This is a genomic window from Aquipuribacter nitratireducens (assembly GCF_037860835.1).
In the GTDB taxonomy this organism is placed as follows: Bacteria; Actinomycetota; Actinomycetes; order Actinomycetales; family JBBAYJ01; genus Aquipuribacter; species Aquipuribacter nitratireducens.
On the sequence record NZ_JBBEOG010000007.1, the window covers coordinates 179443 to 191566 of the forward strand.

Genomic DNA, 12124 nt, shown 5'->3' on the forward strand with positions numbered 1-12124 from the left:
GGTGCTACCACCGGCGGCGGCCGTCCCCGACACGACGCTGAGAGGTCCCAGTGAGCAAGCGCACGTTCCAGCCGAAGAACCGTCGGCGTGCCCGCACCCACGGCTTCCGCGCCCGGATGCGCACGCGAGCCGGTCGCGCCATCCTCGCGGCGCGCCGTTCCAAGGGCCGTTCCGAGCTCTCGGCCTGACCGGCGCCCGGAGCACCGGTCCTCACCTCCGCACCCCCGTGGCCGTCCGCACCCCGCCGGCGGTCCGGGGGTGCTGTCGTCGCCAGGGGGGCTGACGTGGCGTTGCCGCGTGAGGCGCGGCTGCGGCGGTCGGTCGACATCACGACCACGGTGCGCCGCGGCCGCCGTGCGAAGGCGGGTCCGCTCCTCGTCCACGCGGTGACGGGGTCCGTCGCCGCAGGTCAGGGGCTCAGGGTCGCCACCGTGACCCCGCGGGCCGTCGGCACCGCCGTCGTGCGCAACCGCGCGCGGCGACGGGTGCAGGGGGTCGTCGTCGACCTCCTCCACGAGGGGTCGGTCGTGCGGGGGGCCGATGTGGTCGTCCGCTTCCTGCCCGGCAGCGGCGAGGCCGACAGCGCCCTGCTCGGCCGCAGCCTGCGCCGGGCCCTGGAGCGCCTCGGCGTGCTCGGTGAGCGGACCGGTGGTGGACCGCGTGGCGACTGAGCCGGTCACGGACCCGAACCCGTGGCGCGGCCTGCGCCGCGGCCCGTGGTCGACACGGCGTGTGGGGGTGCTGCTGTGGCACCTCCCGCGGGAGCTGCTCGTGCTCGTCCTCCGGCTGTACCAGCTCACGCTGTCGCCCCTGCTCGGGCCGGTGTGTCGGTTCGCGCCCTCCTGCTCGTCGTACGCTGTGACGGCGGTCCGCCGGTACGGGGTGCTGCACGGCAGCTGGCTCACGGCACGACGACTGGGTCGCTGTCACCCGTGGAACCCCGGGGGCTGGGACCCCGTCCCCCAGCGGCGGACCCGCGAGCACGGCACGAACCACGGCACGAGCGACACCACGCACGACGACAGCCACCACCACGCGCAGCACCACGACACGACCGGGCGGTCACCACGCGACCGGCCGGCGTCCTGAGGAGGACCGGAACCGGATGGGCGACTTCTTCGCGAGCCTCCTCTTCCCGATCGAGTGGTTCGTCGCGTGGGTCATGGTCACGGCGCACGCCGGCCTCACCGCGATCGGCTTCGCCAGCGACGGTGGCCCCGCGTGGACCCTGTCGATCATCGCCGTCGTCCTCGTCGTCCGCACCCTCCTGATCCCGCTGTTCGTCCGCCAGATCAAGGCGTCGCGGGCGATGCAGATCATCCAGCCCGAGCTGAAGAAGATCCAGGACAAGTACAAGGGGCGTAGCGACCAGGCCTCCCGCGAGGCCATGACGAAGGAGACGATGGAGCTCTACCGGAGCTCGAAGACGAACCCGTTCGCCTCGTGCCTGCCGATCCTCGTCCAGCTGCCGATCTTCTTCGGGCTGTTCCGGGTCCTCAACCGCCTCCGCACCGGCGGGGAGATCGGCCCGTTCAACGACGCGCTCATCGCCGAGGCGCAGCAGGCCCGCTTCTTCGGCGCCCCGCTGTCGGACACGATGCTGACGGCCACGTCACCGTGGACGTACGTCGTCGCTCCCGTCCTCGTCGTCATCATGACCGTCTCGCAGTTCTACGTGCAGCGGATGCTCATGACGAAGAACATGAGCCCCGCGGCGATGGACAGCCCGTTCTTCAAGCAGCAGAAGATGCTGCTGTACGTGCTCCCGCTCGTCTTCGCGGTCTCGGGCGTCGGGTTCGCCATCGGCCTCGTCCTCTACTGGTGCACCACGAACATCTACAGCGCCGTCCAGCAGACGATCGTCATCCGCAGCCTGCCCGCGCCCGGCTCCCCGGCGGAGAAGGAGCTCGAGGCCCGGCGCCGCCGCAAGGCGGAGCGCAAGGCCGCCCGGACCGGCAAGAGCGTCGAGGAGATCCTCGGCCTCCCCGAGCCCGTCGAGGACGCCGAGCCGGCAGCGCCCGCGAAGCGCGTCCAGCCCCGGAAGCAGCCGAGGAGCAAGCGGAAGCCGGGCGCCGCCTGAGCGCTTCCGCGCCCCCACACCTCCGCCCGGCGGGTCCCCGTCCCGCCGGCCCCGGACCCCAGCACCACAGGACGAGCGGGGACACACGACCGGCAGGCGGCCGGACGACCTGAGGGGCCAGCGCAGGGCGCGGCCGGTGAGGAGCAACCGTGGACAGCACGGCGGACGAGACGGTGGACCCGACGACGGCGTCGACGGCCCCGGACCCGGCGACGGACGAGCAGTCACCGTCGCGACGGCAGCAGCTGCTCGACCAGGAGGGCGACGCGGCCGCGGACTACCTCGAGGAGCTGCTCGACATCGTCGACCTCGACGGTGACATCGACATCGACGTGGAGAACGGTCGTGCGAGCGTCGCGGTCGTCGCCGAGGGTGCCGACCTCGCGGGGCTGCAGCGTCTCGTCGGTCGGGACGGCGAGGTCCTCGAGGCGCTCCAGGAGCTGTCCCGGCTCGCCGCCCAGGCGCGCACCGGCGAGCGCTCACGGCTCCTTCTCGACATCGCCGGCTGGCGGGGGCAGCGGCGCAGCACCGCTGCGCGCATCGCCGCCGAAGCCGTCGAGCGCGCGCGGGCGACCGGAGAGGCCGTCGAGCTCGAGCCCATGCCCGCCTACCAGCGCAAGGCGGTCCACGACGCGGTCGCGGACGCCGGGCTGCGGAGCGAGTCCGACGGCGTGGAGCCCAACCGCTTCGTCGTCGTCCTCCCCGACTGAGTGCCGTGAGACCCGCCGCCGCGGACCGGGTCTTCGGTGAGGCGGTCGGCCTCGCGGAGCGCTATGTCGCCCTCCTCGCGACGTCGGGCACCGAACGCGGTCTCATCGGTCCGCGCGAGACGGACCGGCTGTGGGAGCGGCACGTGCTCAACTGCGCCGTCGTCGAGGAGCTCGTGCCGACGGGGGCCGTGGTCGTCGACGTCGGCAGCGGCGCCGGCCTGCCGGGTATCCCGTTGGCCCTCGCCCGCCCGGACGTCCGGGTGGAGCTCGTCGAGCCGCTGCTGCGACGCACGACGTGGTTGGAGGAGGTCGTCACCGAGCTGGGCCTCGGTGACCGCGTCGAGGTCACCCGGGGGAAGGCCGCGGTGGTGGGCCCCCGGAGAGCGGACGTCGTGACGTCCCGGGCGGTGGCGTCCCTCGACAAGCTGCTCGTGATGTCGCGACGCCTGGCCCGTCCCGGAGGCCTCCTGCTCGCGCTCAAGGGGGCCTCCGCGGAGGCGGAGGTGAGCGCTGTCCCCAGGTCGGCGCGGGCCGGCTGGGAGGCGGACATCACCGTGGCACGATGCGGCGGTGGGGTTGTGGCAGAAGAGACGACGGTCGTCGTTGCGCGCCGGGTCGGTGGCTGAGGTGACGGCGTCGGTGCCCAGCGTCACCGGCAGGCGCATCTCCTCGGCTGTCGACAGCGACGGCGTTTCACGTGAAACGCTCGACGGTGAGCAGGCGGACGGGAGGCCGAGCCGCATGCGGTCGAGCGCGGTGTCGTCGCGCGAGGGGACGGCTGTGGACGAGGCCGGGGTGACCGCCGATGTTTCACGTGAAACAGGCTCGGACGAGGCCCTCACCACTCGGGCCGATGCGCCACGTGGCACGACCGTCGACGAGCCAACCGCATCGTCCGCTGCAGAAGAGGCGTCGGAGTCGTGGCGTGACGCCGTTGCCGACGCGCTCCCCGAGCCGGACGAGGAGACCCCGCTCGCCCGGGAGCTGGCGACCGACGCCCGTCGACGGCTCGCCCTGCACGGTCGGACGTTCCCGGCTCCGAAGGCGGGCACGCGCGTCGTCACCGTGGCCAACCAGAAGGGCGGCGTCGGGAAGACGACGACGGCGGTCAACCTCGCGGCCGCTCTGGCCCAGGGTGGACTGCGGGTCCTCGTGGTCGACGCCGATCCGCAGGGGAACGCGAGCACGGCCCTCGGTGTCGAGCACCACGGCGACGTCGCCGGGGTCTACGACGTCCTCATGGACGAGGCGCCCCTTCGTGACGTCGTGCAACCGTGCCCGGAGGTGCAGGGCGTGTCGTGCGCGCCGGCGACGCTCGACCTGTCGGGCGCAGAGATCGAGCTGGTGCCGGTCGTCGCGCGCGAGTACCGGCTGCGGAAGGCGATCGACCGCTACTGCGCGGAGCACTCCGAGCCGCCGCACTACGTCCTCATCGACTCCCCTCCCAGCCTCGGCCTCCTCACCCTCAACACGCTCGTCGCGGCCCGGGAGGTGCTCATCCCGATCCAGTGCGAGTACTACGCGCTCGAGGGGGTCACCCAGCTCATGCGGACGATCGAGCTCGTCCAGCACAACCTCAATCCCGAGCTCGACGTGTCGACCGTCCTCCTCACGATGTTCGACGGACGCACCCGGCTCGCGGCGGACGTGTCCGCGCAGGTCCGCGAGGCCTTCGGTGAGCGCGTCCTGCGCGCGGCGATCCCGCGGTCGGTGCGAGTGAGCGAGGCGCCGAGCCACCTCCAGACCGTCATGACCTACGACCCCACGTCCAGCGGCGCCCTCTCGTACCTCGAGGCGGCGCAGGAGATCGCCACCCGAGGAGCCTCCGCATGAGCACGCCCCGCCGAGGTCTGGGTCGAGGGATCGGTGCGCTCATCCCACCGGCACCCGCGGCACCGAGCCAGGAGACGGCACCTGCCGCCGGCCGGCAGCGACCGGTCGACGTCTTCTTCCCCAGCGGCGCGGTCGCCCGCGCCGACGTTTCACGTGAAACGTCGGCCGCCGACCTCGGCGTCGTGGCGACGGACGGCGACGACGTCCTGGTCCAGGTCCCCGGCACGACGTTCACCGAGCTCCCGGTGGGGGCCGTGCGTCCCAACCCGCGTCAGCCCCGCCAGGTCTTCGACGCCGACGACATGGCCGAGCTGGTCCACAGCGTGCGGGAGATCGGCGTCCTCCAGCCGGTCGTCGTCCGACCGCTGGACGAACCGGACGGCGACGTCCGCTACGAGCTGGTCATGGGCGAGCGTCGCTGGCGCGCGTGCCAGGCGGCCGGGCTCGAGACCGTCCCGGCGGTCGTGCGTGCGACCGAGGACGACGACCTCCTGCGGGACGCCCTGCTCGAGAACCTCCACCGCAGCGAGCTCAACCCGCTCGAGGAGGCGGCGGCGTACCAGCAGCTGCTCGACGACTTCGGCTGCACGCAGGACGAGCTGTCACGCCGGATCGGACGGTCCCGACCGCAGGTGTCGAACACGTTGCGCCTGCTGCGCCTGCCGCCCGCGGTGCAGCGTCGCGTCGCGGCCGGGGTGCTCAGCGCCGGCCACGCGCGTGCGCTCCTCGGCGTCGAGGACGAGGCCGCCGCGGAGCGGCTCGCGCAGCGGATCGTCAGCGAGGGCCTCTCGGTCCGGGCGGTGGAGGAGATCGTCGCGACGGGCGGGGCGCGGCCCACCGCCGCGCGCGCGCCGCGCGCGGGTCGTCACATGCCGCTGCTCGACGACGTCGCGTCGCGCCTGTCCGACCGGCTCGACACGCGGGTCAAGGTGGCCCTCGGCCGCACCCGCGGCCGGCTGACCGTCGAGTTCGCCACGGTCGAGGACCTCGACCGCATCCTGTCGGTCCTCGACCCGGGCGGACCCGGCGTCCGCGGCGGCGCGCACCCGCAGGCGGCCGACGACCTCTGACCGTCGCGCGCGATCGGGGTCAGCGGGAGGTGCGCTGCGCAGCGGCGACGAGCCGGGAGTACACGGCGCCCGCGCCACCGTCGGCCTCGAGGGCGAGGGGTACGAGGCTCGTCCCCGTCATCCCGGGCGCGGTGTTGACCTCGAGGAACCACGGCACCCCGGCGGCGTCGACGATCCAGTCGCTGCGACTGAGGTGGCCGAGCCCGAGCGCGACGTGCACGCCCACGGCCTGCTCGAGGAGCCGAGCCGTGACCTCGTCGTCAAGGCGGGCAGGACAGTGGAAGAGCGTGGCCCCCGCGGTGTAGCGGGAGCCGTAGTCGTACGCCCCGGACTCCGGTTCGATCTCCACGGCGGGAGCCGCGACGGGTCCCGTTCCGTCGTCGACGACCGTGACGGCGACCTCGGTCCCGGACACCATCGCCTCGACGCGGCACTCGGGGTCGTAGCCGAGCGCGCTCACCATCGCGTGCGGGAGGTCCTCCGACCGCTCGACCACGACGACGCCCATGCTCGACCCGCCGTGCACGGGCTTGACGACGGCCGGCAACCCGACGCTCGCACCCACGAGCGGCAGCAGCTGCGCGGCGCCGAGGTCGCGGACGAGCGAGTGGGGCACGGTGACGCCGTCCGGGACCGGCACGCCGGCCCGGGCGACGACCGTCGCGGCGGTGGACTTGTCCCAGGCCAGCCGGCAGGCCGCGGAGGACGAGCCGACGAACGGCACTCTCGCCAGCTCGAGGACCTGGGCGAGCGTGCCGTCCTCACCGCCGGCACCGTGGAGCACGGGCCACACGACGTCGGCGTGCCCGCGGCCCACGACCTCGAGGACGTCCGCGCCGACGTCGGCGACCTCCGCGTGGAGGCCGGCCTCGAGGAGGGCGTGGACGACCCCGCGACCGGAGCGCAGCGACACCTCGCGCTCGGCCGACAGCCCGCCGGCGAGCACGAGCACAGAGGCGCTCACGCCGTGTCCGTCGCAGGCCGGTCGACGTCGCCGGTGGGGACGGCGACGGGGACGGGTCCGGTGCCCCGGAACGTGCGGCGCAGCTCGCGCTCGCCCGCCACCACGCCCGCGAGCCGGCGCACCCCCTCGGCGATGCGCTCGGGGGGCGGGAAGCAGAAGGACAGGCGCATGTGGGCGCCGCCGCCCCCGTCGGCGTGGAACGCGGTCCCGGGGACGTAGGCGACGCGGGCGGCGACGGCCCGCGGGAGCATCGCCGTGGTGTCGAGATCGTCCGGCATGGCGACCCACGTGAAGAAGCCGCCGTCGGGACGGGTGAGGACGGCGTCCGGCAGGTGCTGCTCGAGGGCGCCGACGAGTGCGTCCCGGCGTTCCCGGTAGACCGAGCGCAGCACCTTGACGTGCGCGCGCCAGTCGCTCGTCGCGAGGTACGTCGCGACGACCCGCTGGCTGAACGACGACGGGCACAGCACGGCGGCCTCCGCGGCGAGCACGAGCTTGCTCCGCAGCGCCGGGGGCGCCACGGCCCAGCCGACCCGGAGCCCGGGGGCGAATGTCTTGGAGAACGACCCGAGGTAGACGACGCCGTCCGGGTCGAGGGAGTGCATGGCGGGCAGCGGGTCGTGGTCGAAGCCGAGGAGCGCGTAGGGGTCGTCCTCCACGACGAGGACCTCGAGGCGCCGGCAGACCTCCACGAGGGCGGCGCGACGGCGGGCGCTGGTGGTCGTCCCGCCGGGGTTCTGGTGGTGCGGCACGACGTAGAGGGCCTTGACGCGTCGTCCGGCCGCCCGTTCCCCGACCACGACCGCCTCCAGGGCGACCGGGTCGACCCCCTCCGCGTCGACCGGCACGTGGCGGACGTCCGCCTCGTACGAGCGGAGCACCCCGAGCGCCCCGACGTAGCTCGGCGTCTCGACGAGCACGACGTCACCGGGGTCGACGAGGACCCGGACGAGGAGGTCGAGGGCGTGCTGGCTGCCGGTGGTCACGACGACGTCGTCCGGGTCGCACGTCACCCCGACGGTCGTCATGACGTCGACGATCTGCTCGCGCGCAAGGATGTCGCCTTGCCCTGAGCCGTACTGCAGCGCCTCGGCGGCGGAGTCGGCGGCGCAGCGCCGGACGATCTCGGCGACCTCCGGCAGCGGCAGCGCGTCGAGGGTCGGCATGCCCCCGGCGAGGCTCACGACCTCCGGCCGGCTCGCGACGGCGAAGAGCGCACGGATCTGCGACGCGGTCATGCCGCTGGCGCGACGGCTGTAGGCGCCGTGCCAGCGGTCGAGGCGGGTGCCTGTCATCGACGCCGATGGTCGCACGTCGACGCGCGAGGACCCGCCCTCCCTCGCGGGGTGGACGGGTCCTCGTGGCCGGGGCCGTGCGCGGGCGGGTCGATCAGGCGAGGAACTCCTCGAGCTCCTTGACCAGCCGCGGCTTGGGGTGCGCGCCGACGAGGCTCTTCACGAGCTCGCCGTTCTTGTAGACGTTGAGCGTCGGGATGCTGACGACGCCGTAGGCGGCGGCGGTGCGGGGGTTCTGGTCGGTGTCGACCTTGACCACGTCGATCTTGTCGCCGTACTCCTCGGAGAGCTCCTCGAGGATCGGGGCGACCTGTCGGCACGGGCCGCACCAGGTGGCCCAGAAGTCGACGAGCACGGGCTTGTCGGACTGCAGGACGTCCTTGTCGAAGTCGGCGTCGGTGGTGGCCCTGGTCGCCATGCGGGTTCTCCTCGTGTCGGTGTCTGTGGGGATGTCTGCGGGGATGTCGGTCGGGGTGCTGGTCAGTCGGCCGAGGCGAGCACGTGCTCGCCCGGGCGGTCGTGCTGGAGGTGCTGCTCGGTGCTCTCGGGGAACGCGGTCTCGACGGCGTCCTCGACGTCCTCGGTGTCGTCGAGGGCGGCGAGGTAGCGCTCGGCGTCGAGGGCGGCGGCGCAGCCGGAACCCGCCGCGGTGATGGCCTGCATGTACTCGTGGTCGAGCACGTCGCCGGCCGCGAAGACCCCGGGCAGCGACGTCTTGCCGGAACGCCCCTCGACCACGACGAAGCCGTTCTCGTCGAGCTCGAGCTGGCCGCGCACGAGGTCGGTGCGGGGGTCGTGGCCGATGGCGACGAAGACGCCGCTCACCGCCAGCTCGGACTCCTCGCCCGTGACGCGGTCGCGGAGACGGACCCCTGTGACGCTCTGGTCGCCCAGGACGTCGACCACCTCGCTGTTCCAGCGGAAGGAGATCTTCGGGTCGGTGAAGGCCCGCCGCTGCATGATCTTGCTGGCCCGCAGCTCGTCCCGGCGGTGCACGATCGTGACCGAACGGGCGAACCGCGTGAGGAACGTGGCCTCCTCCACGGCGGAGTCGCCGCCGCCCACCACGACGATGTCCTTCTCCTTGAAGAAGAAGCCGTCGCACGTCGCGCACCAGCTGACGCCACGACCGGACAGCCGCTTCTCGTTCGGCAGGCCGAGCTCGCGGTACGCGCTGCCCGTGGCGAGGACCACGGTGCGGGCGCGGACGGTGTCGCCGGAACCCGTGACGAGCTCCTTGACCTCGCCCTCGAGCCGCATCTCCACGACGTCGTCGGCGACGAGCTCGGCGCCGAAGCGCTCGGCCTGGGCCCGCAGCTGCTCCATGAGGTCCGGGCCCATGACACCGGTCGGGAAACCGGGGTAGTTCTCGACGTCCGTCGTGTTCATGAGGGCGCCACCCGCCTCGACGGAGGACTCGAACACGAGCGGGTGCAGCTCGGCCCGGGCCGCGTAGATGGCCGCGGTGTAGCCCGCGGGTCCCGAGCCCACGACCACGACCTCGCGGACCGGGGTGCCGGTTCCGGTGGGCGCGGCGGTGCTGGGGGTCGTCATTCGCGTGGTCCTCTCGTCGTTGCGCGGTGTCCGATCGTCTGTCCGGCCTCGTCAACAGTACGGGGGCGCACCGTGTTCCTCGGGTCCTCGCGACCGCGGCCGCCCCGCGCCGGCGGGCGGGCGTCAGCCGGGCAGGCGGTAGAAGCCGCGGAGCGTCTCGGTGTCGCAGTCGGGGCCCACGACCCACACGAGGTAGCCCTCGCCCGAGGCCTCCGGCACCACCACGACGGTCGACGGGACGCCGTCGACGGCCGCGAGGTCCACCGCCGCCGCCGTCTGCTCCGGCCCGGCGAGCTCGCTCACGCACTCCTGCAGCGCCGCGGGGTCGGCAAGGGGGCTGCCGACGACACCGGCGCGCGGGTCACCGGCGGTCCCGGGGGCCGGTGCCGAGGCGGCCGGGGCGGAGGCGGCGGCGTCGGCACCCTCCTCGGCGGCGCCGGCCTCCGCGGAGGCGGGACCGTCCGGCTGCAGGTCCGCGTCGGGGGCCGCGGCGCCCGCCTCGCCGCCGGCCGCGTCCGACAGCGTGCTCAGCTCCTCGGCGGCGGCCGCCGACCCCGAGCTCGCGACGGTGACGAGCTGCTGGACCTGCGCCGCGAGGGCGGCCTCGTCGGCGGTGGCGTAGTCCGTCCCCGTCGCGACGAGGGCGCGCGGCGGCGGCGCGGCGCTCGCCGCCCCGCCCTCGGCGGTGGCGTCCTCGGCGCTGACGGCGGAGTCACCGCCGCCGAGCTGCTGGACGCCCACGACGCCCGCAGCCCCGAGGACCAGGACGCCCGCGGCCACCGGCAGCCACCGGGTCGCGAGGGCGCGACGCCGCTCGCCCTGCTGCTCCTCGCGCTGCTCGCGGCGCGACGTCCCGAAGCCTGCCGAGCCGGCCCGCGGCCGTCGCCCTGGCGTCACGGCGGGCACGGTCCGGCCCTCGGTCTCCTCGTCGTCGGCCGAGGCCGGGACGACACCCGTCGGGCCGCTGCGCCCGGTCGCCGCCGGAGGCACGACACCGACCGGCCCGGAGCGCACGGGCGAGGCCGGCCCGGGCGCGGACCCCGGCGCCGCGGCACCGGCGTCGGGGGAGTCCGGGGGGGAGCCGGCGGCGCCGGCAGGGGCGTCGTGGGACGCCGTCGCGCCGTCCGTCGCGCCGCCCACGTGGGCGCGCACCGCGCGGTCGAGGCGGGCGGCCACGTCGTCGGGCATCGGGGGCGCCTCGACGGACGACAGGAGCTCTGCCACCCACTCGTGGTCGTCGTTCACCGTGCCTCACCCGCCGTCCCGGCTCCTCGTGGTCCTCCCGCCTCCGACGGGCCTGTCCCGTCTTGGACGCCGACGGCGCCGCTCGGGTTCCCGAGGACCTTCGCCAGCTGGGCCCTCGCCCGGGAGCACCGCGACTTCACCGTGCCCTCCGGCAGGTCGAGGATCTCCGCCGCCTCCGCGACGGGCAGCCCGTGCATGTGGACGAGGACGACGGCCGCCCGCTGCCCGGGGGACAGCGTCTGCAGCGCCGCCACGACGTCGAGGCGCTGCTCCACCTGGCCGCTCTCGTCGCCGGGCGCGGCAGGGTCGACGTGCTCGTCGAGCGGGGTCGTCGGGCGCGCGGCCGCCCGGCGCAGCCGGTCGAGCGACGCGTTGACGACGATGCGGTACAGCCACGTCCGGACCGCCGAGCGGCGCTCGAAGCGCTCGACCGCCCGTAGCGCCGACACCATGGCCTCCTGCAGGGCGTCCTCGGCGTCGGCGGGGTTGCCGGTCGTGCGGAGCGCCACCGCCCACAGGACGTCGCGGTGCCGGCGGACGAGCTCGCCGAACGCGTCGGCGTCGCCGGCGAGGTGCGCGTCGAGGAGGGCGGCGTCGCTGGGCCCGGACGTCACGGCGCCACCCGGACCTGGACCTCGCTCACCAGGGCGCGCCAGTCGCCGTCGTTCTCGGGCAGGGACGTGAACCACAGCACGACGTACTGCGTCTCGACGGGCTCGTCGAGCTCGACGACCGACGCGGAGGCCCCCGTCCCGGCGGTCCCGACGACGGTCGAGCCCTCGAAGGCGGCGTCGGGCGCGGTGCGGACCTCGTAGCTGCCGCCCGAGCCCGGCGCGACCACCGACACCCCGGAGACGAGGCGCGGGGCGCCGAGGTCGAGCGCGAGACCGAGACCGTCCTTGAGCCCGCCGAATGCCTGCGAGTTGTACCGCTGCGTGTTCCACGCCGTGCCCGGGTCGCCGTCGATGGCGCGCGGTGCCTCCTGGTCGTTCTCCTCGCCGTCGCCCTGCGGGTCCAGCGGCTGCACCCCGGCGGGGCTCACGAGCTGGGGCTCGGCGGGCGAGGGCGCGACCTCGCTGCTCGGCGGCTGGCTCGGCGGCGCGCTGGGCTCCGCCGACGGCGTGACCGTCGTCGTGACGGTCGGGGCCGGTGCCGCGATCTCGGGCGAGCGGAGCCGGTCGAGACCGTAGACGAGGGCGGCGACCACGAAGGCGCCCATCACGAGGACGACCGCGACCCCCGCCCCGGCCCCCGCGGGGCGCCGGCGGGGCTGGCGCGGGGGTCGCGGCGACGCGGGCACGACGCCGGTCGCTCCCGCGGCGGCGGGACGGCCCGACGGCCGCGCGGGTCCTCGCCCGGACGCGGGCCGTCCC

General features: G+C 74.7%; 15 protein-coding genes. 8 read left to right on the forward strand and 7 right to left on the reverse strand.

Annotated elements, in window-relative coordinates; all coding sequences use genetic code 11:
• The first annotated feature begins 50 nt into the window (after nucleotides 1-50).
• The 8 genes from rpmH to WAB14_RS14170 all read left to right on the forward strand — a co-directional run bounded on the left by rpmH (nucleotide 51) and on the right by WAB14_RS14170 (nucleotide 5693).
• Nucleotides 51-188, forward strand: a complete 138-nt coding sequence (gene rpmH / locus WAB14_RS14135) for a 50S ribosomal protein L34 (protein ID WP_340270723.1) — start codon at nucleotides 51-53, stop codon at nucleotides 186-188.
• A gap of 96 nt (nucleotides 189-284) precedes the next feature.
• Nucleotides 285-671 carry a ribonuclease P protein component gene (locus WAB14_RS14140; protein ID WP_340270724.1) on the forward strand — a complete coding sequence of 129 codons (387 nt, stop codon included), beginning with the start codon at nucleotides 285-287 and terminating at the stop codon, nucleotides 669-671.
• Nucleotides 661-1089 (forward strand): membrane protein insertion efficiency factor YidD, encoded by a 429-nt coding sequence (gene yidD / locus WAB14_RS14145; RefSeq protein WP_340270725.1) that lies wholly within the window; start codon nucleotides 661-663, stop codon nucleotides 1087-1089. The genes WAB14_RS14140 and yidD overlap by 11 nt, the downstream gene beginning before the upstream one ends.
• A 16-nt stretch (nucleotides 1090-1105) precedes the next feature.
• Nucleotides 1106-2080, forward strand: a complete 975-nt coding sequence (gene yidC, locus WAB14_RS14150) for a membrane protein insertase YidC (RefSeq protein WP_340270727.1) — start codon at nucleotides 1106-1108, stop codon at nucleotides 2078-2080.
• A 149-nt stretch (nucleotides 2081-2229) separates the two neighbouring features.
• Entirely contained in the window at nucleotides 2230-2790 is a 561-nt protein-coding gene (locus WAB14_RS14155) for a Jag family protein (RefSeq protein WP_465251632.1), read from the forward strand.
• Between the two features lie 5 nt (nucleotides 2791-2795).
• Nucleotides 2796-3416 carry a 16S rRNA (guanine(527)-N(7))-methyltransferase RsmG gene (rsmG, locus tag WAB14_RS14160; RefSeq protein WP_340270728.1) on the forward strand — a complete coding sequence of 207 codons (621 nt, stop codon included), beginning with the start codon at nucleotides 2796-2798 and terminating at the stop codon, nucleotides 3414-3416.
• 154 nt (nucleotides 3417-3570) lie between these two features.
• Entirely contained in the window at nucleotides 3571-4623 is a 1053-nt protein-coding gene (locus WAB14_RS14165; protein ID WP_340270729.1) for a ParA family protein, read from the forward strand.
• Entirely contained in the window at nucleotides 4620-5693 is a 1074-nt protein-coding gene (locus tag WAB14_RS14170; RefSeq protein WP_340270730.1) for a ParB/RepB/Spo0J family partition protein, read from the forward strand. Before WAB14_RS14165 ends, WAB14_RS14170 begins: the two co-directional genes overlap by 4 nt.
• Nucleotides 5694-5712: 19 nt before the next feature.
• On the opposite strand, the gene WAB14_RS14175 is transcribed toward WAB14_RS14170, so the two are convergent.
• From WAB14_RS14175 to WAB14_RS14205, 7 genes are all read right to left on the reverse strand, one after another.
• The gene (locus WAB14_RS14175) at nucleotides 5713-6657 is read right to left on the reverse strand and encodes a D-alanine--D-alanine ligase family protein (RefSeq protein ID WP_340270731.1); all 945 of its coding nucleotides are present in this window, start codon (nucleotides 6655-6657) and stop codon (nucleotides 5713-5715) included.
• Entirely contained in the window at nucleotides 6654-7952 is a 1299-nt protein-coding gene (locus tag WAB14_RS14180) for an aminotransferase-like domain-containing protein (protein ID WP_340270733.1), read from the reverse strand. The genes WAB14_RS14175 and WAB14_RS14180 overlap by 4 nt, the downstream gene beginning before the upstream one ends.
• 94 nt (nucleotides 7953-8046) lie before the next feature.
• Nucleotides 8047-8370: a thioredoxin gene (gene trxA / locus WAB14_RS14185; RefSeq protein WP_340270735.1), complete on the reverse strand. Its 324-nt coding sequence runs from the start codon at nucleotides 8368-8370 to the stop codon at nucleotides 8047-8049.
• A gap of 62 nt (nucleotides 8371-8432) precedes the next feature.
• On the reverse strand, nucleotides 8433-9506 hold the full coding sequence (gene trxB / locus WAB14_RS14190) for a thioredoxin-disulfide reductase (protein ID WP_340270737.1): 1074 nt from the start codon (nucleotides 9504-9506) through the stop codon (nucleotides 8433-8435).
• A 123-nt stretch (nucleotides 9507-9629) separates the two neighbouring features.
• Nucleotides 9630-10751, reverse strand: a complete 1122-nt coding sequence (locus WAB14_RS14195) for a hypothetical protein (RefSeq protein ID WP_340270738.1) — start codon at nucleotides 10749-10751, stop codon at nucleotides 9630-9632.
• Nucleotides 10748-11365, reverse strand: coding sequence for an RNA polymerase sigma factor SigM (gene sigM, locus WAB14_RS14200; protein WP_340270740.1), 618 nt, complete (start codon nucleotides 11363-11365; stop codon nucleotides 10748-10750). Before sigM ends, WAB14_RS14195 begins: the two co-directional genes overlap by 4 nt.
• Nucleotides 11362-12124, reverse strand: a 763-nt coding sequence (locus tag WAB14_RS14205; RefSeq protein ID WP_340270742.1) for a discoidin domain-containing protein, incomplete at its 5' end; no start/stop codon positions are given. The genes WAB14_RS14205 and sigM, both read right to left, overlap by 4 nt.

Excerpts from the sequence above, each read along its gene's own strand:
- yidC (WP_340270727.1), top strand. The coding sequence starts at position 1,106 with ATGGGCGACTTCTTCGCGAGCCTCCTCTTCCCGATCGAGTGGTTCGTC.
- trxB (WP_340270737.1), bottom strand. The coding sequence starts at position 9,506 with ATGACGACCCCCAGCACCGCCGCGCCCACCGGAACCGGCACCCCGGTC.
- trxA (WP_340270735.1), bottom strand. The coding sequence starts at position 8,370 with ATGGCGACCAGGGCCACCACCGACGCCGACTTCGACAAGGACGTCCTG.
- WAB14_RS14170 (WP_340270730.1), top strand. The coding sequence starts at position 4,620 with ATGAGCACGCCCCGCCGAGGTCTGGGTCGAGGGATCGGTGCGCTCATC.
- WAB14_RS14180 (WP_340270733.1), bottom strand. The coding sequence starts at position 7,952 with ATGACAGGCACCCGCCTCGACCGCTGGCACGGCGCCTACAGCCGTCGC.